The sequence below is a fragment of the Ramlibacter sp. genome, assembly GCF_036383835.1.
Taxonomy (GTDB): Bacteria; Pseudomonadota; Gammaproteobacteria; order Burkholderiales; family Burkholderiaceae_C; genus Ramlibacter.
The window spans coordinates 1-26,980 of record NZ_DASVNN010000126.1 but is presented as its reverse complement, the minus strand read 5'-3'; the positions used below and the strand labels follow the sequence as shown (position 1 = coordinate 26,980).

Below are 26,980 nucleotides of genomic sequence, written 5' to 3'. Positions count from 1 at the left end.
GCAAACACGCAGCAAGTTCGGTCGCGGGGGCCGCCTGCCCGGTCCTCGCAGGTTTGCCGAAGCGCCGAAGGGCGCGAAGGACGCCATGCCAGCGCGACCCCGGCCCCGCCCGTGCGGGGGCTGGCAGCCGGCGCGATGCGAAAAAGCGGAAAAAAAGCGGCGCAGCCGCTCAAAGACAGAAAGCCCTGGATCCCCGCCTGCGCGGGGATGACGAAGAGGCCGCCTGCGCGGGGATGACAGATCAAGGCTTCGCCGGCACCTTGTTCGACAGCCCCCACACGAAGCTCGCCAGCACGTGGATCTGCTCCTCGGTGAGCTTGGCGTTCTGGGCCGGCATCTCGTTGGTCTTGCCGTTGTTGATCATGGCGATGATCGCCTGCTCGCCATAGCCGTGCAGCCAGATGTCGTCGGTCAGGTTCGGCGCGCCCATCGCCGGGTTGCCCTTGCCGTCGGCGCCGTGGCAGGCCGCGCAGGCCATGAACTTGCTCTTGCCCAACTGGGCGCGCAGCGAGTCGTGCGGCGCATCGGACAGGCTCAGGACGTAGTGCGCCACGTTCTTCACGTCGTCGCTGCTGCCCACCGCCGCCGCCATCGGCGGCATGGTCCCCATGCGGCCCTTGGCGATCGTCTCGGCGATCCTGGCGGGCGTGCCGCCGTGGAGCCAGTCGCCATCGGCCAGGTTGGGGAAGCCCTTGCTGCCGCGCGCGTCCGACCCGTGGCACTGGGCGCAGTTGTTCATGAACAGGCGCTCGCCGATCGCCATGGCCTGGGCGTCGCCCGCCAGCTCCTCCGGCGACCTGGCGGTGAACTGCGCATACAGCGGCGCGAGTTCCTCCTTCGCCTTCGCCACCTCGGCGTCGTACTCGCCCTTCTGCGTCCACTGCAGCTGGCCCTCGAAGGTGCCCAGGCCGGGGTAGAAGGTCAGGTAGGCCGCGGCGAAGAGGATGGTCAGGATGAACAGGCCCACCCACCACATCGGCAGCGGGTTGTTCATCTCCGTCAGGTCCTCGTCCCATACGTGGCCGGTGGTGTTGTCGCTGCGCGGCGCCACCTTCTTGCGGGCGGTCACCCACAGCAGCAGCCCGCAGGCGACGATGCCGATGATGGTGGCCGTGGCCACGTACACGGACCAGAAGCCGCTGGTGAAATCGCTCATGGTCTCGTCCTCAGTCCTGTTCGAAAGGGATGCGGCCGGCTTCCTCGAAGCGGGCGCGGTTGGAGCGGGCCCAGGCCCAGCCCCAGATGCCGACGAAAGTCGCGAAGGAGGCCAGCGTGGCCACGATGCGCAGGGTATTCACGTTCATGCTCGTTCTCCTTACTTGAGCGCTCTACCGAGGGACTGCAGGTACGAGACCACCGCATCCATCTCCGTCTTGCCCTTGAGCTCCGCGGGCGCCTTGGCGATCTCCTCGTCGCTGTACGGCACGCCGGCGGTGCGCAGCGCCTTCATGTGCGCCTCGATCGTTTTCGCGTCGGCGGCGTTCTTCTCCAGCCACGGGTACGCCGGCATGTTCGATTCCGGCACGACGTCGCGCGGGTTGTTCAGGTGGATGCGGTGCCACTCGTCCGAGTACTTGCCGCCCACGCGATGCAGGTCCGGGCCGGTGCGCTTGGAGCCCCACTGGAAGGGGTGGTCGTAGACGAACTCGCCGGCTACCGAGTAGTGGCCGTAGCGCAGCGTTTCCGCGCGGAAGGGCCGGATCATCTGCGAGTGGCAGTTGTAGCAGCCCTCGCGCAGGTAGATGTCGCGGCCGGCCACCTGCAGCGCGGTGTAGGGCTTCACGCCCAGCACCGGCTCGGTGGTGGACTTCTGGAAGAACAGCGGCACGATCTCCACCAGGCCGCCGACGGCGACCACCAGCAGGATCAGCACGATCATCAGGAAATTGCTGGTCTCGATCTTCTCGTGCGAGAAGGTGGCCACCCGGGTGTTGTTGTCGCTCATGTCAGGACTCCCTCTTCGGTCAGGCGTGGGCCATGGCAACGGGCACGTTCACCCGCACCGCGCGGCCGCTGGCGACCGTCATCCACGTGTTCCAGGCCATCACCACCATGCCGGCCAGGTACAGCAGGCCGCCCAGCATGCGGATCACGTAGAAGGGATAAGTGGCCTTCACCGATTCGACGAAGGTGTAGGTGAGCGTGCCGTCGGCGTTGACCGCGCGCCACATCAGGCCCTGCATCACGCCGGCGATCCACATCGCGGCGATGTACAGCACGATGCCGATGGTGGCCGTCCAGAAGTGCACTTCGATCGCGTTGACCGAGTACATCTTCTTCCGGCCGAACAGGCGCGGGATCAGGTAGTACAGCGAGCCCATGGTGATCAGGCCCACCCAGCCCAGCGCGCCGGCGTGCACGTGGCCGACCGTCCAGTCGGTGTAGTGCGAGAGCGCGTTGACGGTCTTGATCGACATCATCGGGCCCTCGAAAGTCGCCATGCCGTAGAACGACAGGGCCACGATCAGGAAGCGCAGCACGGGATCCTCGCGCAGCTTGTGCCAGGCGCCCGACAGGGTCATCATGCCGTTGATCATCCCGCCCCAGCTCGGGGCCAGCAGGATCAGCGAGAACAGCATGCCGACCGATTGCGTCCAGTCCGGCAGCGCGGTGTAGTGCAGGTGGTGCGGGCCCGCCCACATGTAGGTGAAGATCAGCGCCCAGAAGTGCACGATGGACAGGCGATAGCTGTACACCGGCCGCTCGGCCTGCTTGGGGATGTAGTAGTACATCATCCCCAGGAAACCAGCTGTGAGGAAGAAGCCCACGGCGTTATGGCCGTACCACCACTGCACCATCGCGTCCTGCACGCCGGCGTACACCGAGTACGACTTCATCCAGCCCGCCGGGATCGCCGCGCTGTTGACGATGTGCAGCAGCGCCACGGCGATGATGAACGCGCCGAAGAACCAGTTGGCGACGTAGATGTGCCTGATCCTGCGGATGCCGATGGTGCCGAAGAACACGATCGCGTACGAGATCCACACGGCGGCGATCAGCAGGTCGATCGGCCACTCGAGTTCGGCGTACTCCTTGCCGGAGGTGTAGCCGAGGGGCAGGCTGATCGCCGCGGCGACGATCACCGCCTGCCAGCCCCAGAAGGTGAAGGAGGCGAGCTTCGGCAGGAACAGCGCGGTGTGGCAGGTGCGCTGCACCACGTAGTAGCTCGTGGCGAACAGGCCGCAGCCGCCGAAGGCGAAGATCACGGCGTTGGTGTGCAGCGGGCGCAGGCGCCCGTAGCTGAGCCACGGGATGCCCAGGTTCAGTTCGGGCCAGGCCAGCTGCGCCGCGATGAACACGCCGACCAGCATGCCCACCACGCCCCAGGCGACGGCCATCAGCGAGAACTGCCGGACGACGGTGTCGTCGTAGCTGGCAGGAGGGACGCTCGGTTCGTTCATGAAGCACCTTGTTTTCAGATGCTTCCAGTGTCCCTTTCGCCCGCGTGGACTCGGTTGATGAATATCAACCGCGGCTCAATCGCCGCGAAGAATGCGCTCGCCTTCGGCCTCGACGCCTTCGAACTGGCCGCGCCAGACGGCCCACGCGAGCGCGCCGAGGATGACGAAGGCGAGGACGACGGAGAGGGGGATGAGGAGGAAGAGGATGTCCATGATGGGTTTCGTCATCCCCGCGCAGGCGGGGACCCAGTGCTTTCAGGAGTTGCCGGAGCGGATGCTCTGGATCCCCGCCTCCGCGGGGATGACGGCGTCGTGGCGGGCAGCCGCGCCAGCCGGGCGGCATTCAACACCACGAACAACGAACTCGCCGCCATCCCCAGCCCCGCCAGCCACGGCGGCATGAAGCCCGCGATCGCCAGCGGGACGCACACCGCGTTGTAGCCCGCGGCCCAGGCCAGGTTCTGCCGCACCACCGCGCGGGCGCGCCGCGCCTGCTGCAGGATCGCGGCGACGCCGTCGAGGCGGCCGCCCTGGACGATGAAGTCCGAGCGGGCCTGCGCGATCGGCACCGCTTCGCCCATGGCGATGGAGATGTCGGCGCGGGCGAGCACCGGGCCGTCGTTCATGCCGTCGCCCACCATCGCCACGCGATGGCCCGAGCGCTGCAGGCGCGTGACGTGTTCCAGCTTGTCCTGCGGTGCCTGCCGCCCGAAGGCCTGCGGCACGCCGGCGCGCCCGGCGAGGCGTTGCACGGCCGAGGCCTGGTCGCCCGACAGCACCTGCAGGTCGAGGCCGAGCTGGCGCAGTCCCTGCACCGCCTCCAGCGTGCCCGGACGCAGCGTCTCGTCGAGGTCGAAGGTGGCAACCCAGCCGTGGTCGTCGGCCAGGTGCACCTGCGCCAGTTGCGACTCGCCTGCAGGCATGCCGCAGAAGGCGGCGGAGCCGAGCCGCAGCCGGCGTGGAGCTTCACCCGGCGCGCCGGGCACCCAGCCCTCGACGCCCTGCCCCGCGTGCTCCCGCACGTCGCGGGCCGGATGTTCCACGCCGCACGCGGCCGCGGCGATCGCACGCGAGGCCGGATGCAGCGAGTGCCGGGCCAGGGCCGACGCCAGCGACAGTGCCTGCTCCGAGTCCACGTCGCCGCAAGTGCGGATCTTCCGCACCGCGATGCGGTCGGTGGTGAGCGTGCCGGTCTTGTCGAACACCACGGTGTCCACCGCCGCGCCCGCTTCCAGCGCCTCGAGCCTGCGCACCAGGATGCCGCGCCGCGCCAGCGCGCCCGCGGCCGCGAGCGTCGCGGCGGGCGTGGCGAGCGACAGTGCGCAGGGACAGGTCACGATCAGGATCGCGACCGCGATGCCCAGCGCATGCCCCGGTCCTTGCGGCCACCACCACCAGGCGGCACCGGCCGCGGCCAGCAGCACGGCGAGCAGGAAGGGCGAAGCGATGCGATCCGCGAGCTTCGCCGCCGCCGGCTTTTCCACCGAAGACCGCTCCATCAACTGCACGATCTCGCCGAAGCGGGTGGCGTCGCCGGTGCGCTCCACGGCCACCAGCACGGTGCCGGACAGGTTGGCGCTGCCCGCCACCACGGCATCGCCGGCCGCGCGCTGCAGCGGCGTCGACTCGCCGGTGAGCAGCGCTTCGTCGACCTGCGTCGTGCCTTCCAGCACGCGGCCGTCGGCGGGGAAGACTTCGCCGGCGACGATGCGCAGCACGTCGCCCACTGCGACCTGGCGCACCGGGATGCGCTCCGAACGGCCCTCGGCCGCCACGCGCTCCACCGTCTCCGGCAGCCGCCGCATCAGCGCTTCCAGCGCGCCGGCGGTGCGATCTCGCAGCCGCTGCTCCAGCAGGCGGCCGGACAGCAGGAAGAACACGAACATGGTGACCGAGTCGTACCAGACCTCGCCGCCGAGCGGTCCCTTGGGATCGAAGGTCGCCGCCGTGCTCGCCACGAACGCGATCAGGATGCCGAGGGCCACCGGCACGTCCATGCCGACGGTCCGGTTGCGCAGGTCGCGCCAGGCCGAAAAGAAGAACGGGCGGCAGGAGAACAGCAGCACCGGCAGCGTCAGCAGCCATGCGGCCCAGCGCAGCAGCGCCGCGACGTCGTCCGTCATGTCGCCCGGCTCGGAAACGTACGCGGGCACCGCGTACATCATCACCTGCATCATGCAGAAGCCCGCCACCAGCCAGCGCCACAGCAGCAGGCGCTGCGCCTGCCGCCGCGGCGCCGCGGCGAGCTGGTCGCCCGCCGGCAGTCCGCGGTAACCCGCGCGTTCCAGCGCGCGCAGCCAGTGCGAAGGCCGGCTCCGCGCCGGCGACCACACGATGCGCGCGGTGGCCGTCGCGCCGTTCACTTCGACGCTCGCCACGCCCGGCAGTCCCGTGAGCGCCTGCTCGATCGTGAGCGAGCAACCGGCGCAGTAGATGCCCTCGATGGCGAGATAGCTCTCCCACACGCCCGGGCGGCCCTTCAGCTCGCGACTGAAGGCTTGCCACTCCGAGGGCTCGTCGACCGCGGAGTCTTCGTCATCCCCGCGCACTTCCCCGTCATCCCCGCGCACTTCCCCGCCATCCCCGCGAAGGCGGGGACCCAGGACGTCCAGGGGAAGAACGCCCTGGCCCCCCGCCTGCGCGGGGGTGACGGAGAGGGTCGCACTGTGCATGCCGCAAGTCTCGGCCCCGGCACCCGGGCCGCGGTTGACCTGGATCAACCGGATCCGGATACCGCTGCGTAAGCTGACCGCATCGCAGGAGAACCACCATGTACCAACGCATCCTCGTCCCCACCGACGGCTCCGCGCTGTCGAAGAAGGCCGTGAAGAGCGCCGTCGAACTCGCCTCCACCGTGGGCGCCGAGGTCGTCGCGCTGAATGTGGTGCCGCGCTATCCCACCTCCTATTTCGAAGGCGGCGTGTCCTTGTCGACGAGCGAAGTGGCGCGCGTGGAGAAGCAGTGGGCCGAACACGGCCAGTCGCTCGCCGAGGCCGTGACTTCCATCGCCGGGAAGTCGGGCGTGAAGGCCCGCGCCGTGACGGTGCGCTCCGACCTGGTCGCCGAGGCGATCCTCGCCGCCGCGAAGAAGAACAAGTGCGACCTGGTCGTGATGGCCTCGCACGGCCGCAGGGGCCTCAAGCGCCTGCTGCTGGGCAGCGAGACGCAGCACGTGCTCACGCATGGCAATATCCCGGTGCTGGTCCTGCGCTGATCCCACCTCAACCGCAACCGAAGAAAGAAGAAGCCATGAAGATCGTCCTCGCCGCCGACGGCAGCAGCTACACGAAGAAGGCGCTCGCGTTCCTCATGACGCACACGGAGATCGCCGGCAGCGACGGCCACATCGTGGTCGTCAACGTGCAGCCGGCCATGCCGCCGCGCGTGAAGAGCATGGTGGGCGCGACCGCCGTCAACGAGTACCACGCCGAGGAGGCGCAGAAGGTGCTCAAGCCGATCGAGAAGTTCCTGCAGCGCCACGACATCGCGTACACGACCCGCTGGACCGTGGGCCGCCCCGGCGAAGAGATCCTCAAGGCCGCGCGCAAGGAGAAGGCCAACCTGATCGTGATGGGCACGCACGGCCACGGCATCCTCGGCCGTGCGCTGCTGGGCAGCGTGGCGCAGAACGTGCTCACCGACTGCGAGATCCCGGTCCTGATGGTCAAATGACATCGCGAGAAGCGATGTCATCCCGGCGCAGGCCGGGATCGAGTTCGTCCTGCTCGACCTAGTCCTTCGGAACTAGGCGCCGACGACACGGTCGACGGCCTGCTCCTACAGACGCACCGCCGCGCCGAAAGCATCATCGCTCTCCGCCGATGATGCACAGAACGAGAAGCAGACTTGAACTCACCGCGGCCGCGTTGGTCTTCGTGGCCGGCGCCGCGGCAGCCCAGACCCCGGCCGATCCGGCGGCCGTCCCCGCCTTCCGCAAGCTCGACTCGATGGAGGCGCGGGCGCAAGGATGCGTCACCTGCCACGGCCAGCAGGGACAGGGCACCAGCAACGACTATTTCCCGCGCATCGCCGGCAAGCCCGCGGGCTACCTGTACAACCAGCTGCGCGCCTTCCGTGACGGCAGCCGGCGCTACGCGCCCATGAATTACCTGGTGGCGTATCTCTCCGACGACTACCTGAAGGAACTGGCGGAGTACTACGCCGCCTTGCGTCCGCCCTTCGCGCCGCCGCAGCCCGCGGCGTTGCCGCCGCAGGGGATCGAACGCGGACGCACGCTGCTGCAAGACGGCGACGCCAGCCGGCAGATCCCCGCGTGCATGGCCTGCCACGGACCGAAGCTCACGGGAATGGTGCCGGGCATCCCGGGCCTCGTCGGCCTGCGTCCCAACTACATCGCCGCGCAGCTCACCCGCTGGCGCACCGGCGAGCGCCGCGCCGCCGCGCCCGACTGCATGCAGCGCATCGCGAGCCGGCTGGGCGACAACGACATCCAGGCGGTGGCGGCCTATCTCGGCGCCATGGCGGCGCCCTCCGATCCGGCGCCGGATCCGCGCGACATCGTCCGCATGCCCGTCGCCTGCGGGAGCCAGCAATGAGGCGGCCGTTCGCGATCGCGCTGGTGCTGCTGGCGCTCGCCGTCGCGGCGGCCGCCGGCCTGCTGCTCTGGCAGGCGAAGCCGTGGCAGAAGCTGGAACCGAGCACGCTCCAGGGCGGCACGGTGGGCAGCGACATCCTGTCGCGCGGGGAGTACCTGGCACGCGTGGGCGATTGCGTCGCGTGCCACACCGCGCCGGGCGGACGCGAGTTCGCGGGCCAGCGCGCCATGGCCACGCCCTTCGGCAACCTGTACACGTCCAACATCACGCCGGACGACGAGACCGGCATCGGCCGCTGGACCGCCGACGACTTCTACCGGATGATGCACACGGGCGTGTCGAAGAACGGCGAGCTGCTCTATCCGGCGATGCCCTTCGCCAACTACACCAAGGTCACGCGCGCCGACTCCGACGCGATCTACGCCTACCTCATGTCGGTGGCGCCGGTGAAGCTGCCGAACCGGCCGCACGAACTGGGCTTCCCCTTCAACCAGCGCGAACTGCTCCTCGGCTGGCGCACGCTGTATTTCCAGCAGGGCGAGTACCAGCCGGACCCCAGGCAGAGCGTCGAATGGAATCGTGGCGCCTATCTGGTGCAGGGCCTGGGCCACTGCTCGATGTGCCACACCGCCGTGTCGGCGCTGGGCGGTTCGCGCGACCAGCAGGCCTTCAGCGGCGGGATGATCCCCAACCAGAACTGGTATGCGCCCTCGCTCACCTCCAATCGCGAAGCGGGCCTGGGCGAATGGGAGATCCAGGAGATCACCGACTTGCTGCAGGCCGGCGTGTCCAAGCGCGGCGCGGTGTACGGCCCGATGGCGGAGGTGACTTACCACAGCCTGCAGTACATGAACGACGGCGACGTAAAGGCGATGGCGGTGTACCTGAAGTCGCTGCCGCCCAAGGACGAAGCGCAGCCCACCTCGCAGGCGCAGCTCGTCGCGCCCGCCACCATGGAGCTGGGCCGGCGCATCTACGCGGCGCAATGCGCGATGTGCCACGGCGACGAGGGCCAGGGCTTCCCGCCCGGTTTCCCGCCGCTGGCCAACAACCAGTCGATCGAGATGGCGTCGCCGGTGAACCCGATCCGCATGGTGCTCAACGGCGGCTACGCGCCGGCGACGCGGAAGAACCCGCGGCCCTACGGCATGCCACCGTTCGCGCACCTGCTGAACGACCAGGAGGTGGCGGCGGTGGTGACCTACGTGCGGGTGGCGTGGGGGAATGGCGGGACGCCGGTGACGGCGGCGCAGGCGAATGCGTTGCGGTCGGTGCCGCTGGAGTGAGGCGAGCGATGGATCCGATCAGCAGCGGGGAGCGCCCCCACCCCAACCCTCCCCCGGAGGGGGAGGGAGCGGAGGAGGCCGTTGAACGCATAGCCAGTGAGGGCCCGAAGGGGACCTGGGCGGTCGCAGGATTGGCGACGTTTCTGGTGGTGCTGATCTACGTGCTGTTCTATTTCCTGGCTTACCTGCCGCGGGGAGCCGTGCAATGAGCGCCGTGATGCATTCGTCCGCCGCCGCAGCGGCCGAGCGCGCGGAGAAGCGCTGGGCCGTGATCGTGGGGCTGATCATCTTCGTGCTGGTCGCGATGATGGTGTTCACCGGCCTGCACTGGGCGGCGATGCCGCCGTCGCGCGTCGAAGTCGTCGATCCGCGTACGCTGCACGTGCGCGGCGAGTTCGTCGAAGCCAACCTGGGCACGGCGGTGGATGCGCAGGGCCGCGTCACCGTGCGGCTGGTCGCCCAGCAGTACTCCTTCACGCCGCAGTGCATCGTGGTGCCGGCCGGCATGCCGGTGACCTTCCGCGGCACGGCCAGCGACGCGGTGCACGGCTTCGTCGTCGGCCGCACCAACGCCAACGTGATGCTGATCCCCGGCTTCGTCTCCACCTTCACCACGACCTTCCCCAAGGCCGGCGAGCAGCTGATGCCCTGCCACGAATACTGCGGCACCGGGCACGAGGGCATGTGGGCCCGCGTGCAGGTGGTGGACCGCGACACCTTCCTGCGCGACGCGCAGGGCGGAAAGGCCCTGAGCTGTGTTCCTCGCTAGACGCCTGGTCCTCGCCCACTTCTGGGTGGCGTTCGTCGCCTTCGCCGCGGCGCTGGTGCTGGGCGAGTGGCAGATGGTGGCGCGCAGCCCGCTGCATCCGTGGGTGAGCAACCCCGAGGTGTACTACCGCTCGGTCACCGGCCACGGCACCGTGATGGCCTACGTGCTGCCGACGCTGGTGGCGATGGGCTTCGGCTACGCGCTCACCGAGCTGTCGCTCAAGCGGCCGCTGCTGGGCGTGCGCTGGGCGTGGGCCGGCTTCTGGCTGGTGGTGATCGGCACCGTGATGGCGGCCACGCCGGTCGCGCTGGGCATGGCGTCGGTGCTGTACACCTTCTACCCGCCGATGATCGGCAACGTCTTCTACTACCTGGGCATCGTCGTGGTGGTGGCCGGCTCCTGGATCTGGGTGGGCCTCACGTCCTGGAACCTGCACCGCTGGCGCCAGGACAACCCCGGCGAGACCGTGCCGCTCGCGATGTTCGGCAACGTGACCGGCGCCTACCTCTGGGCCTGGACTTCGGTGGGCGCCGCCTCGGAAGTGCTGCTGCTGATCCTCCCCGCCGCCTTCGGCTGGAGGGACACCATCGATGCAGGCCTCGCCCGCGTGCTGTTCTCCTGGACGCTGCACGCCATCGTCTACTTCTGGCTGATGCCGGCCTACATCGCCTTCTACACGATCATCCCGCGCGCCATCGGCGGCCGCCTCTACAGCGACACCATGGGCCGCGTCGCCTTCGTGCTGTTCCTGGTGTTCTCGATGCCGATCGGCATCCACCACCTGTTCGCCGATCCGCAGGTGGGCGCCGGCTTCAAGTTCCTGCATGCGGCGTTCACGGCGATGGTGTCGGTGCCGACGCTGCTGACCGTCTTCACCATCTGCGCCTCGGTGGAGATCGCGGCACGCTTGCGCGGCGGCACGGGCGCTTTCGGCTGGGTGAAGGCGCTGCCCTGGGACAACCCGTACATGCTGGCCGTCGCCTTCGCCTTCGTCATGCTCGGCTTCGGCGGCGCCGGCGGCATCATCAACATGAGCTACCAGCTCAACGAAACGATCCACAACACGCAGTGGATCACCGGCCACTTCCACCTGATCTTCGCCGGCGCGATCGTCAGCATGTATTTCGTGATCGCCTACGACCTCTGGCCGCAGCTGCTGCGCTGCGCGCCGCTGTCGCCGCGCCTGATGCGCTGGCAGCTGTGGCTCTGGTTCCTCGGCATGATGATCACCACCATTCCGTGGCACTTCACCGGCCTGCTGGGGATGCCGCGGCGCATGGCCTACTTCGACTACAGCCATCCGGCGCTGCAGCCGCAGGCGATCACGGTGGTGATCTCCTCCATCGGCGGGCTGCTGCTGGTGGTCTCCGGTTTCCTGTTCCTCTGGATCCTGGCGACGGCGCGGCGCGCTGCGCTCGCCGAGCCGCCGCCCTACACCTTCAGCATCCCGGTGCATGTGCAGCCAGTGCCCGCGGCGCTCAACACCTTCACGCTGTGGGTCGGGCTCATGGTCGGCCTCACCGTCGTGAACTACGGCTTCCCGATCGTGCAGCTCGCGCTGCTGGAAGGCACCTCCGTGCCGGTGCTGCCGGTAGGAGGTCCGCGATGAAGACGGCGCCGCGCTTCGCCTCGCGCGGCGTGAAGCTGGCGCTGGCCGCGCTCGCGGCGATGACCGTCCTGTCGGCGCTGGTCGGCTTCCTGTGGCTGCCGAGGGTGCAGCCGGACTTCATGCAGGGTGGCCTGTGGGACGCGATCTGCCGCGCCGCGGGCGTGCCTTCCTCCTGGTCGACCCCCTCGCTGTCGCAGGAAGACCGCGACGCGACGCGCGTCGCGATGGTGCCGCTGCCGGCGACCTACGCCGGCGGCGACGTCGGCCGCGGCGGCACGCTGGCCCTGCGCTGCACCATGTGCCACGGCGCGCGCGGCGTCAGCGCCTCGGACGTGCCCAATCTCGCGGGCCAGTATCCGGAAGTCGTGCACAAGCAGTTGCTCGACTACAAGAACGCCCATCGCGCGCATGCGCTGATGCAGGCGCTGTCGGAGAACCTCTCGGACCAGGACCTGCGCGACCTGGCCGCCTTCTACGCGCAGCTGCCGCGGCCCGCGCCGGCGCCCGAGTCGGTGGCTGTGCCCGCGGTGGTGAGCGTGGGCGACCCGCTGCGCAACATCGCGCCCTGCGCGTCCTGCCATGGCGGCATCGACCGCAAGCCGGGCAGCCCCTGGCTGGAAGGCATGCCGCAGGCCTACCTGGCCGCGCAGATGCGGCAGTACGCCAGCGGCGCGCGCCGCAACGACCCGCACGGCGTGATGCGCAATGTCGCGCGGCAGATGAAGCCGCAGGAGATCGACGCCGCCGCCCGGTATTACGCGAGCCGCGCGATCGTGGGGGCGCATCCCGAAGCGCCGCGTTGAGGCGATCGTCGATGGTGGGCAAGCGGAGCTTGCCCACCCTACGCCAGCCTCTCGTCCCCTGTAGGGTGGGCAAGCTTCGCTTGCCCACCATCTCCCTTGCTCCCACCCAGCCGCGTTGACGTACATCAAGCGACGGCGCGACACCGACCCCTAAGCTGGCAGGCATTCCCCCAATGCCTGCCCCATGAAGGACCGAGATCCTCCCGTCCGCCTGCTCGTCGTCGACGACCACGCCCTTTCCCGCCGCGGCCTCGCCGGCCTGCTCGCGGCCGACCCTCGACTGCAGGTCGCCGGCGAGGCGGCGGATGCGGCCGATGCCGTGCGCAAGGCGCAGGCGCTGCGGCCCGACGTGATCCTGCTGGGCGACCGCCTGCGCGGCACGACCGTCGCCCAGGCGCTGGCCGACCTGAAGCAGGCCGCGCCGGCCGCGCGCATCGTGCTGCTGGCCGCCGGCGTGGACGAGAGCGACCTGCACGCGGCGCTGCGCGGCGGCGCCAGCGGCTACCTGCTCAAGTCGATCGAGGGCGATGCCCTCTGCACGGCGATCCAGCGCGTGATGCACGGCGAACCGGTGATGAGCCCCGAGGCGATCGCCAGGCTGGTCGCCGCGTTCCAGGCGCCCGCACCGGGAGACCCGCCGGCGATCGCCACCCGCGGCGCAAACGACCCCATCGCGCAGCTGTCCCCGCGCGAGCAGGACGTGCTGGGGCACATCGCGCGCGGCGCGAGCAACCGGGAGGTCGCGCAGGCCCTGGGCATCGCCGAGACCACCGTGAAGATCCACGTGCAGCACATCCTGCGCAAGCTGGGCGTGAGCTCGCGCCTGCAGGCGGCGGTGGTGGCCACGCAGGGCATGCGCGGCGGCCGGGCCTCTTCGCAGGAACCTTGATCCAGCGCAAACGCCCGCGAGGCCCGGATTCCTACCATGAGGTGTATTCGAAATACACCTTTCATCCAGAGGAGTCCGCATGCCCCAGAACGCATCCCGCATCGACGTGCGCGCCGTCGCGCCGCGCGACCGCCACCCGCTGATCTTCTCCACCTTCGGCCAGCTCGCGCAGGACGAGTCCATGGGCGGCCGCGGCGGCGCCTGAACCCCATCGCTTTGCAAGGAAAACAGGATCATGAGAAACCACATCCTCTGGCGCTGGCTGGCACTGGTCTTCGTGCTGTCGTTCGGCGCCCTCGGGTACCTCGGGTACCAGATCTACCTGTCGGCTCCGCCGATCCCCAAGGCCGTCGCCACCAGCGAGGGCCAGGTGCTCTTCACGGGCGAACAGATCCAGCGCGGCCAGCAGGTCTGGCTCGCCGCCGGCGGCCAGCAGCAAGGCAGCGTGTGGGGCCACGGCGCCTACCTCGCGCCCGACTGGTCGGCCGACTGGCTGCACCGTGAAGCGGTGGCGCTGCAGACGCTGCGCGCCAAGGCGATCGTGAGCGACCCCGCGGCGCTGAAGGCGTCCGAACGCGGCGCGATCGACGCGGCCGTGAAGGAAGAAATGCGGCACAACACCTACGACGCCGCGAGCGGCACCGTGACCGTGTCGCCGATCCGCGCCACGGCGATCCGGCAGACCGCCGCCCACTACGACGGCCTGTTCGGCAGCGAGCTGCAGCTTGGCAAGCTGCGCGAGCAGTACGCGATGGTCGAAGCCACCGTGCCGCGCGCCGCCGACCGCGAAGCGCTCACCGCGTTCTTCTTCTGGACCTCGTGGGCCGCCGCGACCGACCGCCCGGGCGAAGCGGGCCTCTCGTACACCAGCAACTGGCCGCACGAGCCGCTGGTGGGCAACACCATGACGACGTCGGCCGCGATGTGGTCGATGGTGTCGGTCATCCTGCTGCTCGCGGGCATCGCCGCGATGCTGTGGCTGCACGGCGCCGGCAAGCACGAGGAAGAAGCGCAGCCGCCCAGGGCCGATCCGCTGATCGGCGCCACCGCCACGCCTTCGATGAAGGCGACGCGCAAGTACTTCTTCGTGGTCGTGGGCCTGATGCTGCTGCAGATCGCGATGGGCGTGGTCACCGCGCACTACGCGGTGGAAGGCCAGTCCTTCTTCGGCTTCCCGCTGGCCGAGGTACTGCCCTACGTGACCAGCCGCACCGTGCACACGCAGGTGGGCATCTTCTGGATCGCCACCGCGTGGCTGGCCACCGGCCTGTACATCGCGCCGCTGCTCGGGGGCAAGGAGCCGAAGTTCCAGAAGCTCGGAACGGACTTCCTGTTCTACGCACTGCTCGTGATCGTGGTCGGCTCCACCGCCACCGGCTGGCTGGGCAACCTGCAGCGCCAGGGCACCGACTTCAGCTTCTGGATCGGCAACCAGGGCCTCGAGTTCACCTCGATGGGCCGCGTGTGGCAGTACCTGCTGTTCGTGGGTCTCCTGCTGTGGGCCCTGCTCCTGGGCCGCGCGCTGTGGCCGGCGCTGAAGAAGCCCTCGGAAAGCCGCGGCCTGATCGCCATGGTGTTCCTGTCGGCCACCTGCATCGGCGGCTTCTACGCGACCTCGCTCGCCTGGGGCCAGAACACCCACTATTCGATGGTGGAGTACTGGAGGTGGTGGCTGGTGCACCTGTGGGTCGAAGGCTTCTTCGAAGTGTTCGCCACCGCGGTGATCGCGCTGATCTTCACCAAGCTGGGCCTGGTGCGCCCCGCGAGCGCCAACCGCGCCATCATCGCCGAGACCATCGTGTTCCTGTTCGGCGGCATCCTGGGCACGCTGCACCACCTGTACTGGACGGGCACGCCCACTTCGGTGATCGCCGTCGGCGCCGTGTTCTCCGCGCTGGAAGTGGTGCCGCTCACGCTGATCGGCCTGGAAGCGCTGCAGACCTGGAAGCGCTCGCAGGGCACGCCCTGGCTCGCCGCCTACAAGTGGCCCGTGCTGTGCTTCGTCGCGGTGGGCTTCTGGAACACGGTGGGCGCCGGCCTCCTCGGCTTCGCCATCAACCCGCCGGCTTCGCTGTACTACGTGCAGGGCCTCAACATGACGGCGGCCCACGGCCACGCCGCCCTCTTCGGTGTGTACGGCATGCTGGGCATCGGCCTGATGCTGTTCTGCCTGCGCAACCTGTTCGCGCGCGGCCTGCATGCGGATGGCCTTCTCAAGCCCGCGTACTGGGGCCTGAACATCGGCCTGGCGATGATGGTGTTCCTGTCGCTGCTGCCCGCCGGCATCTACCAGGCGTACGCGGCGATCACGCAGGGGCTGTGGTACGCCCGCTCGGCGGAAGTCATCCACTCGGGCGTGATGGAAACGCTGGTGTGGCTGCGCGTTCCGGGTGACATCGTGTTCGCGATCGGTTCGGGCTTCCTCGCGCTGTATGCGCTGAAGCTGCTGCTTGGCGGCAGGACGCGCGCATCGGTGCCCGCTACGGGCACGGCGCCTGCCAGGACCTGATCCTGCATGGGCAAGGCCGGCGCGAGCCGGCCTTCTTCGTTCCGAAGGTCCCATCATGAAACTCACCGCCTTCACCGACTACGCCCTGCGGGTGCTGATCTACCTCGCGGCGCAACCCGGGCAGCGCGCCACCATCGCGCAGATCGCGACCGCCTTCGACGTCTCGGAACACCACCTCGTGAAGGTCGTGCATTTCCTCGGCAAGCAGGGCTGGCTCTCGAACGTGCGCGGCAAGGGCGGCGGACTGGAACTGGGCGAACAGCCGCAGGACATCGTCGTCGGCCGCGTGGTGCGCGCCACCGAAGGATCGGCCCAGGTGGCCGAATGCTTCGGCGAGACCGGCGGCGACTGCCGGATCGCGCCCGAGTGCCGCCTGCGCGGCGTGCTGGCCGAGGCCGTCGCGGCCTTTCACGCGGTGCTGGATCGCTACACGCTCTCGGACCTGGTGCGCAACCGGCAGGAGCTCGCGCGCGTGCTGTTCTTCGATCGCCGGACGGCGGGAGCGGTCGCATGAGCGCAACGCGCTTCGCCTACGAAGGGCCGCCGGGCCTGCTGCCGGCGATCGAAGCGGCGCTGCACCGCGTGATCGATCCCGAGGTGGCGCTGGACATCGTCGACGTCGGCCTGGTGTACGGCGTGCACGTCGCCGAGGATCGCGTCGATGTGAACGTCACGATGACGTCGGCCGCCTGCCCGGTGGCCGACGTCATCGTGGAGGACATCGAATTCCAGCTGGACCAGTCCCTGCCCGGGAACCTGAAGATCCACGTCGAACTGGTCTGGGAGCCGCCATGGACGCCGGAGCGCATGAGCGCCAGGGCCCGCCTCTTCATGGGGTGGTGAGCGCGCGCGCCGTGGTCGGCGTGGCGTTGGCGGCGTGCGTCGTCGCCTCGCTGCTGGGCGGCATTCTCGGCGGACTGCTGCGCGTCGGCATGGCGCTGCCGTCCACGGCCGATGCGGCGTGGCTGGGGCGCGGCGCGCTGGCGCATGCGGCGCTGGTGATGTGCGGCTTCCTCGGGACCGTGATCGGCGTCGAGCGCGCGGTGGCGGCGAAGCGGCCCACGGCATGGCTCGCGCCGCTGGCGTCGGGGCTGGCCGGGGTGGCCTTGCTGGCGGGGCATGGCGCGCTCGGCGGCGGCCTGCTGCTGGCCGCGGCTTCCCTGTTCGTCGCCGTCAACGTGCTGCTGTGGAAACGGCAGGCGGCGCCGCACACCGCCTTGCTGCTGGCCAGCGCGGTTGCCTGGTGGATCGGCAACCTGCTGTTCGCGATCGGCGCGGAGGGGACGGCGGTGCTGCCCTGGTGGTTCGCGTTCCTGGTGATGACGATCGCGGCGGAGCGGCTGGAGATGACGCGGCTCATGCGGCGGCGGCCCGGCGCGCAGGCTTCGCTGGTGGCGATCCTCGCATCGCTCGCGGCGGGCGCGGCGTGGTCGGCGTTCTCGACCGCGGCCGGCGGGGTGGTGTTCGGCGCTGCGCTGCTGGCGCTCGCCGGCTGGCTGTTCGCCTTCGACATCGCGCGCCGCACCGTGCGCGCCGAGGGCCTGTCTCGCTACATGGCGGTGTGCCTGCTCGGAGGCTACGCCTGGCTCGCGGTCGGCGGACTGGCGTGGGCGGCCACCGCCCTCGGCCTCCCGGCGCGCGACGCGGCCCTGCACGCGCTGGGCCTCGGCTTCATCGTCAGCATGATGATGGGCCATGCGCCGGTGATCCTGCCGGCGATCGCCCGCGTCAAGCTGCTGTTCGGAGGCTTCTTCTACGTTCCGCTCGCGGCCCTGCATGCCTCGCTGCTGCTGCGGCTGGGAGCGGGCTTCGCGAACTTCCCGTGGCGCGCCCAGGGCGCGCTGCTCAACGCGCTCGCCATCGCTCTTTTCGCCCTCACCGCGGCGGGCGCGGCGATCGCCTGGCGCCGCCGCCATGGCGGACGCATTTCGAGGACTTCCGCATGACGGCCTTCCTTCGTCTCGAAGAACCGGACCGGCCGGCGCCGCCGCGCGGCTTCGCGCTGTGGCGGCTCGGCTTCCGGCCCTTCTACCTGCTCGCGAGCGTGTTCGCCGCGCTGTCCATCGTGCTCTGGTCGCTGCAGTTCACCGGGCGGCTGCCGGCTTCCTACCTGCCCGCGCCGGTATGGCATGCGCACGAGATGCTGTTCGGCTTCACGCTGGCGGTGGTGGTGGGCTTCCTGTTCACGGCCGGCCGCAACTGGACGGGACTGCCGACGCCCACCGGATGGCCGCTCGCCGCCTTGGCGGCCCTGTGGGTGGCGGGCCGCGTGCTGGTATTGACGCCCTGGGCCTGGACGTCCGCGATCGCGAATGCGGCCTTTCCGGTCGCGTCCGCCATCGCGCTGGCGATCCCCTTCGCGCGCGCGAAGAACCGTCGCAACTACTTCTTTCCCGCGCTGCTTCTTCTGCTCGGCGCCGCCAGCTTCGCCGTGCACCTGCACCAGCTCGGCACGATCGCGGTCCCGGCCTGGGCCGGCATCCAGCCCGCATTGGACGTCGTTTTGTTCATCCTGTGCGTGATGGGCGGGCGCGTGATCCCCATGTTCACGAGCAACGCCATCCCCTGGGCCGATGCGAAGCGGCACCCGGTGGTGGAGAAGCTCGCGCTCGGGTCGGTACTGGTGCTGCCGGCGGCGGACCTGCTGCAGTTGCCCTGGCTGGTCGCCGCCGTGGCCGCTGTCGCAGCCGCGGCCCACCTCGCGCGCTGGCTGCTGTGGCAACCCTGGACGACGCTGCGCACGCCGCTGGTGTGGGTGCTGCATCTCGCGTATGCCTGGATCCCGGTCCATCTTGCGCTGCGCGCCTTGGCCGCGATCGGGTGGCTTCCCTCGTCCGCCGCGACGCACGCACTGACCGTCGGGGCGATCGGCGGCCTGGTGATCGGCATGATGACGCGCACGGCACGCGGGCACACGGCGCGGCCGCTGCGGGCGGATCGGTGGGATGTGGCCTGTTATGGGCTGGTGGCGCTGGCGGCGTTGGTTCGGGTGCTCGTGCCGCTGCTGTGGCCGGCGGGGATGCTGGAAGCGGTCCTCGTTTCGGGCGTCCTCTGGTCGGCGGGCTTCGGTTTGTATGCCGTGAGGTATTGGAACGTGTTGACGCGGCCGCGGTTGGATGGGAAGGCGGGGTGATGGCGTGGGGGATGGTGGGCAAGCAGAGCTTGCCCACCCTACGCCACGTTATGGGAACCGTCCCACGATCGGTCGTAGGGTGGGCAAGCTCCGCTTGCCCACCATGTCACTCCCCAAACCGCCCTTCTCCCGGGCTCTCCACCAACCCCCACGCTGCGGGCAATCGGCCATCCGCCACCCACCGATGAAAACTGCTGTACGGCCAATCCTGCACGCGCGCGACATGGCCATGCTTCACCGGGTTGAAGTGGATGTAATCGACGTGACGCGCGAGATCGTCGTCGTCGCGGACCAGGTGTTCCCAATAGCGGCGCTGCCAGATTCCCCGTTCGCGCTTGCTGCTCTGACTGGGACTCAACGCCGAACCGGTTTCAACACCCACCGAGAACGCGCGCTTGATCTGCTGCCAACGCATCGCGAAGGCGCTGTCACCTTCCGGCAATCGCCAGATCGCATGCAGGTGATCCGGCAGGACGCACACCGCCACGGTTTCGAAGGGCAGCCGGCGCTGCACGCCGGCGTAGGCACGCCGGAGCCGCCCGATCTCGCGCACCAGCAGGTCGCTCGAACGGTCGGCGAGGGTGACGGTGAAGAAGTAGGCGGCGCCGGGGATGGCGGCGCGGATGTAGCGGGGCATGTCCGGCCAAGGTAGGCCGGGCATGGTGGGCAAGCAAGCTTGCCCACCCTACGGGATGTGTGAAATCTTCGCTTAAAGCGGCCGACGCATGTGCGCTTCCCGCTGCAGCGCCGGTGCATCCACCACGCGCAGCTGGCCCGGGCCGCCTTGCAGCAGGCCGCGGCGCACGAAGGACGCGAGGGTTTCGCCGACCGGTTCGGAGGGCAGGCGCAGGTAGCCCGCGATGTCGCCGATCGAGAAGCGCAGGCGGAAGTCGGCGGTGGATTCGCCGCGCGCACGCAGGCGGCTGGCGATCGTGGAGAGGAAGGCGGCGACGCGCTGGTGCGCCGCCAGCGTGGCGAACCAGGAGCGCTGCGCATGCTCGCGCAGCAGCTCGCAGCTGCGCATGTCCCACAGGCGGCCGAGGAGCGCGCGGGTGTCGGCATCCACGCCGGCGCCCGGCGGGTAGCGCATCGCGCAGAGTTCGGTCGCCACGACCGCCGTGAAGGTGACCTGCGGCGCATCCGCCGCGAGCAGGTCGCCGGGAAGGTGGAAGCCCAGCACCCGCGCGCCATCCGTCTGCGCCTGCACGGACTTGAGGCAACCGCTGCGCACCACGAAAAAGGCGCGATCCGAGGTGTCCCGCCGCAGCACTTCGCCGGACTGCAGCGCCTGGCGTCCGGACAGCACGCCCTGCAGGTGCGTGGTGCCCGCCTCCGCCGCGATGCTGCCGATGCAGCTGCGGTGCACGCGGCAGTTCAGGCAAAGGCTGGCGCTGGCCGGCGGCGCGGACACCGCGGTCGGGCCCGCCGCTTCGCGCGGGCCGGCGTGGAACATCATGCGACTACTCCCCTCGGTCCGCCTGCGCGTTCGCGCGGCAGATTCGTGAATGAACGGCCGATGATCGGCACGGCCGAGCCGGTACAACTATGTAGTTATACCTAGCGGTCGTCGGTCCCGTGCCCGCGCGCCGCGACCCGGTTCGAGGCGAACGCGATCAGTTCGGCGCCGCTGCGCAATCCCAGCTTCCTTTTCAGGTTGGCGCGATGGATGTCCACCGTGCGCACGCTCAGGTGCAGCGTGGCGGCGATCTGCTTGGTCGTCCGCCCGGCGCGCAGCAGCTCCAGCACCTGCAGTTCGCGCAGGCTGAGGGACGCATCCGCGGCCACCCCGATCGGCTTGCGGCCGGCGGCATTGCGCCGCAGGTGGCGGTTCATCAGGCGCGCATTCAGGTTCGGGCTGACCCAGCTGCCGCCCTGCAGCACCGCGAGCACCGCCGGCCGCAGCTGTTCCTGCACCGCGTTCTTCATCAGGAAACCGTCGGCGCCGAGCGCGAGGGCCTGCTCGCCATAGAGCATCTCGTCCTGCATCGTCAGGACCAGCAGCCAGCGGCCCGCCTGCGCCTGCGCCAGCGCACGCACCGTGTCCAGCCCTTCCGAATCGCCCAGGCCCATGTCGCTGATCACGAGATCGGGGCGGTGGCGCTCCACCAGCGCGAGCCCTTCGCGCAGGCTTGCGGCCGAGCCGACCACGCTCACGCGCGGGACGTGTGCGAGCAGCGTCTCGAGCCCGAGCCGAACGATGTCGTGGTCGTCGATGATCAGGACGGAGTGCATGGCAATCCCCCCGGCGCGGGCGTCATCTTAGGCCGCGCCGTGCGCATCTGGGTACTTGGACTGCGGCGCCGCGCGGCCTAGACTCCACGCATGAGCCGCGCCGCGTGCCGCCTGCTCTGCCTTCTGGCCCTCCTGCTCGCCATGCCGGGGCCCGGGGCGGATGCTGCCGCCCCCGCGCCGGTGGTCGTGCTGCAGGTGGACGGCCCCATCGGTCCCGCGACGACCGACTACCTGAAGCGCGGCCTGGCCGCGGCACACCGGCAGCGCGCGCAACTGCTGGTGCTGCAGATCGACACGCCCGGCGGTCTGGACGCTTCGATGCGCAGCATCATCAAGGAGATCCTCGCCGCCCCGCTGCCGGTCGCGAGCTTCGTCGCGCCGGGCGGCGCGCGGGCCGCAAGCGCCGGCACCTACATCCTCTATGCCAGCCATGTCGCGGCCATGACACCCGCCAGCAACCTCGGCGCGGCGACGCCGGTCGCGGTGGGGATGCCGGTCGGTCCGCAGCCTGCCAACCCCTTGCCGCCGGCCAGGCCCGCCTCCGCCGCCGGCAGCGCTGCCGCTGCCGCCGAACCGGGCGACGCGATGACCGCCAAGCGCATCGCCGATGCGGCCGCGTACATCCGCAGCCTGGCCCAGCTGCGCGGGCGCAACGGCGAATGGGCCGAACGCGCCGTGCGCGAAGCGGTGAGCCTGTCGGCGGCGGAAGCGCTCGGGATGCACGTGGCCGACGTGGTGGCCCGCGACGTGCCCGACCTGCTGGAACAGCTCGATGGGCGGGAGCTGCGCGTCGGCGACCGCATGCAGGTGCTGCACACGCGCGGCGCACCGATCGTGCCGTTCGACGAGGACTGGCGCAGCCGGCTGCTGTCCGCGATCACCCACCCGAGCCTGGCGTTGCTGCTGCTCATGGTGGGCGTGTACGGCCTCATCTTCGAGTTCACCACGCCCGGCATGGTGGCACCCGGCGTGATCGGCGGCATCTGCCTGCTGCTCGCGCTGTTCGCGCTGCAGATGCTGCCCGTCAGCTACGTCGGGCTCGCGCTGCTGCTGCTCGGGATCGCCTTCCTGGTGGCGGAGGCCTTCCTGCCGAGCTACGGCGCGCTCGGCCTCGGCGGGCTCGTGGCCTTCGCGTTCGGCGCCGTGATGCTGATCGACAGCGAGTCGCCGGGCTGGGGCATTCCCTTGCCGTTCATCGCGGTGCTGGCCCTGGCCTCCGTCGGCTTCCTGCTGCTGTTGGGTGCGATGGCCGCGCGGGCACGCAAGCGGCCGGTGGTTGCCGGGGTGCACACGCTGGTCGGCGCCGAGGGCGATCTCGTCGAATACGCCGATGGCGAGGGCTGGGCCCTGCTGCGAGGCGAACACTGGAAGGTGCGCGGGCCGGCGCAGCTGCGCGCCGGCGACCGGGTGCGCGTGACGGCGCTTGCCGAGGGAGTGGTGGAAGTGGCGGCCGCCTGAGGCGGCGTGCAAGGAGGACGACATGGCCGGAGCCCTGGGCGGCGCAACGCTGCTGATCCTGATGCTGCTGTTCCTCGCCAGCGCGGTGCGCATCCTGCGCGAATACGAGCGCGGCGTGGTGTTCCAGCTGGGCCGCTTCTGGAAGGTGAAGGGGCCCGGCCTGGTGCTGCTCATCCCCGGCATCCAGCAGATGGTACGGGTGGACCTGCGCGTGGTGGTGATGGACGTGCCGAGCCAGGACGTGATCTCGCGCGACAACGTTTCGGTGAAGGTGAGCGCGGTGCTGTACTTCCGCGTGGTGGACCCCGCGCGCGCGATCCTGCAGGTGGAACGCTTCCTGGAGGCGACCAGCCAGCTCGCGCAGACCACGCTGCGCGCCGTGCTCGGCAAGCACGAACTCGACGACATGCTTTCCGAGCGCGAGAGCCTCAACCTCGACGTGCAGAAAATCCTCGACGCGCAGACGGACGCCTGGGGGATCAAGGTGACCAACGTGGAGATCAAGCACGTCGACCTGAACGACACCATGATCCGCGCGATCGCGCGCCAGGCCGAGGCCGAACGCGAACGGCGCGCCAAGGTGATCCACGCCGAAGGCGAGCTGCAGGCCTCGGAGATGCTGGCGCAGGCGGCGGAGGTGCTCGCGCGCCAGCCGCAGGCGCTGCAACTGCGCTACCTCGAGACGCTGACGGTGATCGCGGCCGACAAGAACTCCACCATCGTCTTTCCGCTGCCGCTGGACATCGTCGCGCCGCTGCTGCAGAAGGCCGCCGCGCCGGCGCCCGCCGCCGGCCCCTGAAAGCCGCGCCCCCCGGCCGGCGGGCGCGCCGGCTTGCGCTGGATCAAGGGTCCATCCGGCGTGCATCTTCCCCTTGCGCTGCATCAACCCGCGCGGGCCGCCCCGTCCCTACAGTGGATTCGACGGTTCCACAAACGAGATCGTTGGTCCCGCGGGGGCCCCACCCGCGACGAGAAGAAAGCCAGGTCCCGACATGTCACGCCTCTTCGCCCCCATCCCGTTCGCCGTCGCCGTGCTGTTCGTCTCGGCCCCGCTGATCGGCTCCGTCGGCGCCACCGCCGTCGCGAAGAACGCCGCCGGCAAGCCCGCCGCGGCGCCCGCGGCCACCGCGCCTGCCACCCAGGGCACGGTGCACAGGATCGTGCTGAAGACCGGCATGGCCGGCGGCAAGATGGTCTACCTGGACGAGAAGGGGAACGCGAACCCCGTCCTCCGCGGCAAGGTGGGCGACACGGTCGAGATCACCATCGGCAGCGGCGAAGGCGCGCAGCACGACATCGTGTTCGAAGGCCTCGGCGTCCGGTCGCCGATGTTCGACGGCAAGAGCGCGCCCACGAAGCTGGTGTTCAAGCTCACGCAGTCGGGCAGGTTCACCTACTACTGCTCGGTGCCCGGCCATCGCCAGATCGGCATGGAAGGCGTGCTGGAAGTGACCGGCCCGGCCGACGCTTCTGCGGCCGCGAAGCCCCCGGTGAAGCCCGCGACCGCCGTGGTCGGCGCGGCGGCCGCCGGCGGCCCCATCGCACCCGCGTCGCCAAATGCGGTGAGCATCTCCATGGACCCCAACGACGTGCCGAAGCCGCTGGGCGACCGCGCGCCGAAGTTCGTGAAGTACGCGATCGAGACCGTCGAACTGGACGGCAAGCTCGACGACGGCACCACCTTCACCTACTGGACCTTCGCGAAGAAAGTGCCCGGCCCGATGCTGCGCGTGAAGGAAGGCGACACCGTGGAAGTGGCGCTCACCAACAACCCGAACAGCAAGGCGGTGCATTCGATCGACCTGCACGCGGCGACCGGCGGGCTCGGCGGCGGCGAAAGCACGCAGGTCGCGCCCGGCCAGACCAAGACGATCACCTTCAAGGCGCTCAACCCCGGCCTGTACGTCTACCACTGCGCGACGCCTTCGGTGGCGCACCACATCTCGGCCGGCATGTACGGCCTGATCCTGGTGGAACCGAAGGGCGGCCTGCCGAAGGTGGACAAGGAGTTCTACGTGATGCAGGGCGACCTGTACACCACGCATGCCTTCGGCACCAAGGGCCACCACGAGTACAGCCCCGACCGCGCGGCGGACGAACTGCCCACCTACTACACCTTCAACGGCTCGGTCGGCGCGCTCACCAGGGAGCACAGGATGGGCGCCAAGGTCGGCGAGACGGTGCGCGTGTACTTCGGCGTCGGCGGCCCCAACAAGGTCTCCTCCTTCCACGTGATCGGCGAGATCCTCGACAAGGTCTACAGCGAAGGCTCGACCAACACGGTCAAGCACAACGTGCAGACCACGCTGGTGCCCGCCGGCGGCGCGACCATCGTCGACTTCAAGGTGCAGTATCCCGGCAAGTACCTGCTGGTGGACCACGCGCTGTCGCGCGCGGGCAAGGGCCTGGTCGGGGCACTGGAAGTGACCGGCAAGGCCGATGCGGCCGTGTACAAGGCGTCGGACAAGCCGATGGGGAACATGGCGCACTGAGGGCCTGACGCCGCGAATCCTGGTCATGGTCGTAGGGTGGGCAAGCTCGCTTGCCCACCGCCCGCGCCCCAAATGGTGGGCAAGCAAGCTTGCCCACCCTACGCAGAAAACGCAGAACGACGAAGTCAATGGACAACTCACCCATCGCGATGTGGAACTTCCGCGGACGAACGCTGCTGCCCGTCGTTCAGGGCGGCATGGGGGTCGGCGTCTCCGCCGGCCGCCTCGCCGGCACCGTCGCCTCCTTCGGCGCCATCGGCACGATCTCCTCGGTGGACCTGCGGCGGCTGCACCCGGACCTGATGGAGCGCACCGGCTCGCTCGAAGGCCCGGAAGCGAAGGCGCAGATCGACGCCGCCAATCGCGAGGCGCTGCAGCGCGAGATCGCCCGCGCCCGTGACCTGTCGCAGGGCCGCGGCCTGATCGCCGTCAACGTGATGAAGGCGCTGGACCAGTACGAGAGCTACGTGCGGCAGGCGCTCGAAAGCGGCGCCGATGCGCTGGCCGTCGGCGCCGGCCTGCCGCTGGACCTGCCGGAGCTGGCGAAGGACTTTCCGCAGGTGGCGCTGATCCCGATCCTGTCCGACGCCCGCGGCGTGCAGCTGCTGGTGCGCAAGTGGGAGAAGAAAGGCCGCCTGCCCGACGCGATCGTGATCGAGCATCCGCGGCTGGCCGGCGGCCATCTCGGCGCCGCGAAGATCGCCGACCTGGGCGACCGCAGATTCGACTTCGACGTGGTGCTGCCCGACACGCTGGCGTTCTTCCGCCAGGCCGGACTCGAAGACCGCATCCCGCTGGTCGCCGCCGGCGGCATCTCCAGCCGCGACGACATCCTGCGGCTGCAGGCCCTCGGCGCCTCCGCCGTGCAACTGGGCACCGCTTTCGCCGTCACCTGCGAAAGCGACGCCAGCGAGGCCTTCAAGCAGGTGCTGGCGGGCGCGAAGCCCGAAGACCTGGTGGAGTTCACCAGCGTCGCCGGCCTGCCCGCCCGCGCCGTGCGCACCCCGTGGCTGGACAAGTACCTGCGCCTGCAGGAACGCATGCAGAAGGCGGCCCACGCGAAGGGCCACTGCACCCTGTGGTTCGACTGCCTGGCGCATTGCGGCTTGCGCGACGGCAATGCCGCCTGGGGCCAGTTCTGCATCGACAAGGTCCTCGGCCATGCGCACGCCGGGGATGTCCGGAAAGGCCTATTCTTCAGGGGTGCGGGGCGCCTGCCTTTCGGCAACCAGATCCGCCCGGTGCGCGACCTGCTGCAGTGGCTGGTCGGCCGCCTGGTGCCCGCACCCATGGAGGAAGCAGCCGCATGAAGCGCGACCCGTCCCCTGCCGAACTGCCGCAGCTGCCCGCGCAGCCGATCAGCCACGACGTGCTGCGCGAGAAGTACCTCAAGGCCGGCGAATCCACCGAGGCCGACCTGCTGCGCCGCGTGGCGAAGGCGCTCGCCTCGGTCGAGGCCGAGCCGCTGCGGGCCGACTGGGAAGAGCGCTTCCTGCGCAACCTCGAGGCGGGCGCGATCGGCGCCGGCCGCATCATGAGCGCGGCGGGGTCCGGCCTCGAAGCGACCCTGATCAACTGCTTCGTGCAACCGGTGGGCGACTCGATCCAGGGCCGCGACGAGGAAGGCTATCCGGGCATCTACGAAGCGCTGCGTGAAGCAGCCGAAACGATGCGGCGCGGCGGGGGCGTCGGCTACGACTTCTCTCGCATCCGCCCGCGCGGCGCCGAGGTGCGCGCGACGGCGTCGCTGGCCTCCGGCCCCTGCAGCTACATGGACGTCTTCGACCACTCGTGTGCCACGGTGGAAAGCGCCGGCGCGCGCCGCGGGGCGCCGATGGGCGGG

General features: G+C 69.8%; 29 protein-coding genes. 20 read left to right on the top strand and 9 right to left on the bottom strand.

What is annotated here, in order from left to right; genetic code table 11:
* Nucleotides 1–241: 241 nt before the first annotated feature.
* From ccoP to VF522_RS20100, 6 genes are all read right to left on the bottom strand, one after another.
* On the bottom strand, nucleotides 242–1,156 hold the full coding sequence (gene ccoP / locus VF522_RS20125; RefSeq protein ID WP_330910096.1) for a cytochrome-c oxidase, cbb3-type subunit III: 915 nt from the start codon (nucleotides 1,154–1,156) through the stop codon (nucleotides 242–244).
* A gap of 10 nt (nucleotides 1,157–1,166) precedes the next feature.
* Nucleotides 1,167–1,304, bottom strand: coding sequence for a cbb3-type cytochrome c oxidase subunit 3 (locus VF522_RS20120; protein WP_330910095.1), 138 nt, complete (start codon nucleotides 1,302–1,304; stop codon nucleotides 1,167–1,169).
* 11 nt (nucleotides 1,305–1,315) lie between these two features.
* Complete coding sequence (gene ccoO / locus VF522_RS20115; protein WP_330910094.1) at nucleotides 1,316–1,945, bottom strand: cytochrome-c oxidase, cbb3-type subunit II; 630 nt, start codon at nucleotides 1,943–1,945, stop codon at nucleotides 1,316–1,318.
* A gap of 19 nt (nucleotides 1,946–1,964) precedes the next feature.
* Nucleotides 1,965–3,401 carry a cytochrome-c oxidase, cbb3-type subunit I gene (gene ccoN, locus VF522_RS20110; protein WP_330910093.1) on the bottom strand — a complete coding sequence of 479 codons (1,437 nt, stop codon included), beginning with the start codon at nucleotides 3,399–3,401 and terminating at the stop codon, nucleotides 1,965–1,967.
* 75 nt (nucleotides 3,402–3,476) lie between these two features.
* Nucleotides 3,477–3,614 (bottom strand): cbb3-type cytochrome oxidase assembly protein CcoS, encoded by a 138-nt coding sequence (gene ccoS / locus VF522_RS20105; protein ID WP_330910092.1) that lies wholly within the window; start codon nucleotides 3,612–3,614, stop codon nucleotides 3,477–3,479.
* 11 nt (nucleotides 3,615–3,625) lie between these two features.
* Nucleotides 3,626–6,073, bottom strand: a complete 2,448-nt coding sequence (locus tag VF522_RS20100; protein WP_330910091.1) for a cation-translocating P-type ATPase — start codon at nucleotides 6,071–6,073, stop codon at nucleotides 3,626–3,628.
* 98 nt (nucleotides 6,074–6,171) lie between these two features.
* On the opposite strand from VF522_RS20100, the gene VF522_RS20095 reads away from it, so the two are divergent.
* The 15 genes from VF522_RS20095 (at nucleotide 6,172) to VF522_RS20025 (ending at nucleotide 18,955) form a co-directional block, all read left to right on the top strand.
* Nucleotides 6,172–6,615, top strand: coding sequence for a universal stress protein (locus tag VF522_RS20095; RefSeq protein WP_330910090.1), 444 nt, complete (start codon nucleotides 6,172–6,174; stop codon nucleotides 6,613–6,615).
* A 35-nt stretch (nucleotides 6,616–6,650) separates the two neighbouring features.
* Nucleotides 6,651–7,073 (top strand): universal stress protein, encoded by a 423-nt coding sequence (locus VF522_RS20090; RefSeq protein WP_330910089.1) that lies wholly within the window; start codon nucleotides 6,651–6,653, stop codon nucleotides 7,071–7,073.
* A 152-nt stretch (nucleotides 7,074–7,225) separates the two neighbouring features.
* A complete protein-coding gene (locus VF522_RS20085) occupies nucleotides 7,226–7,957 on the top strand; it encodes a c-type cytochrome (RefSeq protein ID WP_414709565.1) in 732 nt (243 codons plus the stop codon).
* The gene (locus tag VF522_RS20080; protein ID WP_330910087.1) at nucleotides 7,954–9,243 is read left to right on the top strand and encodes a cytochrome c; all 1,290 of its coding nucleotides are present in this window, start codon (nucleotides 7,954–7,956) and stop codon (nucleotides 9,241–9,243) included. The genes VF522_RS20085 and VF522_RS20080 overlap by 4 nt, the downstream gene beginning before the upstream one ends.
* Nucleotides 9,244–9,251: 8 nt before the next feature.
* Nucleotides 9,252–9,452: a hypothetical protein gene (locus VF522_RS20075; RefSeq protein WP_330910086.1), complete on the top strand. Its 201-nt coding sequence runs from the start codon at nucleotides 9,252–9,254 to the stop codon at nucleotides 9,450–9,452.
* On the top strand, nucleotides 9,449–10,012 hold the full coding sequence (locus VF522_RS20070) for a cytochrome C oxidase subunit II (RefSeq protein WP_330910085.1): 564 nt from the start codon (nucleotides 9,449–9,451) through the stop codon (nucleotides 10,010–10,012). Before VF522_RS20075 ends, VF522_RS20070 begins: the two co-directional genes overlap by 4 nt.
* Nucleotides 9,999–11,621, top strand: coding sequence for a cbb3-type cytochrome c oxidase subunit I (locus VF522_RS20065; protein WP_330910084.1), 1,623 nt, complete (start codon nucleotides 9,999–10,001; stop codon nucleotides 11,619–11,621). The genes VF522_RS20070 and VF522_RS20065 overlap by 14 nt, the downstream gene beginning before the upstream one ends.
* Nucleotides 11,618–12,424, top strand: coding sequence for a c-type cytochrome (locus tag VF522_RS20060; RefSeq protein WP_330910083.1), 807 nt, complete (start codon nucleotides 11,618–11,620; stop codon nucleotides 12,422–12,424). Before VF522_RS20065 ends, VF522_RS20060 begins: the two co-directional genes overlap by 4 nt.
* Nucleotides 12,425–12,608: 184 nt before the next feature.
* Entirely contained in the window at nucleotides 12,609–13,313 is a 705-nt protein-coding gene (locus VF522_RS20055; protein ID WP_330910082.1) for a response regulator transcription factor, read from the top strand.
* Nucleotides 13,314–13,392: 79 nt separating this feature from the next.
* On the top strand, nucleotides 13,393–13,518 hold the full coding sequence (locus tag VF522_RS20050; protein WP_330910081.1) for a DUF2249 domain-containing protein: 126 nt from the start codon (nucleotides 13,393–13,395) through the stop codon (nucleotides 13,516–13,518).
* Nucleotides 13,519–13,548: 30 nt separating this feature from the next.
* A complete protein-coding gene (locus VF522_RS20045) occupies nucleotides 13,549–15,822 on the top strand; it encodes a nitric-oxide reductase large subunit (RefSeq protein WP_330910080.1) in 2,274 nt (757 codons plus the stop codon).
* Between the two features lie 55 nt (nucleotides 15,823–15,877).
* Nucleotides 15,878–16,336 (top strand): Rrf2 family transcriptional regulator, encoded by a 459-nt coding sequence (locus VF522_RS20040; protein ID WP_330910079.1) that lies wholly within the window; start codon nucleotides 15,878–15,880, stop codon nucleotides 16,334–16,336.
* The gene (locus VF522_RS20035; RefSeq protein ID WP_330910078.1) at nucleotides 16,333–16,665 is read left to right on the top strand and encodes a metal-sulfur cluster assembly factor; all 333 of its coding nucleotides are present in this window, start codon (nucleotides 16,333–16,335) and stop codon (nucleotides 16,663–16,665) included. Before VF522_RS20040 ends, VF522_RS20035 begins: the two co-directional genes overlap by 4 nt.
* Nucleotides 16,662–17,768, top strand: coding sequence for a hypothetical protein (locus VF522_RS20030; RefSeq protein ID WP_330910077.1), 1,107 nt, complete (start codon nucleotides 16,662–16,664; stop codon nucleotides 17,766–17,768). The genes VF522_RS20035 and VF522_RS20030 overlap by 4 nt, the downstream gene beginning before the upstream one ends.
* Nucleotides 17,765–18,955: an NnrS family protein gene (locus tag VF522_RS20025; RefSeq protein ID WP_330910076.1), complete on the top strand. Its 1,191-nt coding sequence runs from the start codon at nucleotides 17,765–17,767 to the stop codon at nucleotides 18,953–18,955. The genes VF522_RS20030 and VF522_RS20025 overlap by 4 nt, the downstream gene beginning before the upstream one ends.
* Nucleotides 18,956–19,061: 106 nt before the next feature.
* Here VF522_RS20025 and VF522_RS20020 read toward each other — a convergent pair whose 3' ends face one another.
* The 3 genes from VF522_RS20020 to VF522_RS20010 form a co-directional block, all read right to left on the bottom strand.
* Complete coding sequence (locus tag VF522_RS20020; RefSeq protein WP_330910075.1) at nucleotides 19,062–19,592, bottom strand: REP-associated tyrosine transposase; 531 nt, start codon at nucleotides 19,590–19,592, stop codon at nucleotides 19,062–19,064.
* Between the two features lie 72 nt (nucleotides 19,593–19,664).
* Complete coding sequence (locus tag VF522_RS20015) at nucleotides 19,665–20,411, bottom strand: Crp/Fnr family transcriptional regulator (protein WP_330910074.1); 747 nt, start codon at nucleotides 20,409–20,411, stop codon at nucleotides 19,665–19,667.
* Between the two features lie 101 nt (nucleotides 20,412–20,512).
* Complete coding sequence (locus tag VF522_RS20010; protein WP_330910073.1) at nucleotides 20,513–21,187, bottom strand: response regulator transcription factor; 675 nt, start codon at nucleotides 21,185–21,187, stop codon at nucleotides 20,513–20,515.
* A gap of 90 nt (nucleotides 21,188–21,277) precedes the next feature.
* Here VF522_RS20010 and VF522_RS20005 point away from each other — a divergent pair, with 90 nt between their 5' ends.
* The 5 genes from VF522_RS20005 to VF522_RS19985 all read left to right on the top strand — a co-directional run.
* Nucleotides 21,278–22,645, top strand: a complete 1,368-nt coding sequence (locus tag VF522_RS20005) for a nodulation protein NfeD (RefSeq protein ID WP_330910072.1) — start codon at nucleotides 21,278–21,280, stop codon at nucleotides 22,643–22,645.
* Between the two features lie 22 nt (nucleotides 22,646–22,667).
* Complete coding sequence (locus VF522_RS20000) at nucleotides 22,668–23,444, top strand: slipin family protein (RefSeq protein WP_330910071.1); 777 nt, start codon at nucleotides 22,668–22,670, stop codon at nucleotides 23,442–23,444.
* Between the two features lie 193 nt (nucleotides 23,445–23,637).
* Nucleotides 23,638–25,137 carry a copper-containing nitrite reductase gene (nirK, locus tag VF522_RS19995; protein ID WP_330910070.1) on the top strand — a complete coding sequence of 500 codons (1,500 nt, stop codon included), beginning with the start codon at nucleotides 23,638–23,640 and terminating at the stop codon, nucleotides 25,135–25,137.
* A gap of 128 nt (nucleotides 25,138–25,265) precedes the next feature.
* The gene (locus VF522_RS19990) at nucleotides 25,266–26,447 is read left to right on the top strand and encodes a nitronate monooxygenase family protein (protein WP_330910069.1); all 1,182 of its coding nucleotides are present in this window, start codon (nucleotides 25,266–25,268) and stop codon (nucleotides 26,445–26,447) included.
* A partial coding sequence (locus VF522_RS19985; RefSeq protein ID WP_330910068.1) for a ribonucleotide reductase N-terminal alpha domain-containing protein occupies nucleotides 26,444–26,980 on the top strand: 537 nt, incomplete at its 3' end. The genes VF522_RS19990 and VF522_RS19985, both read left to right, overlap by 4 nt.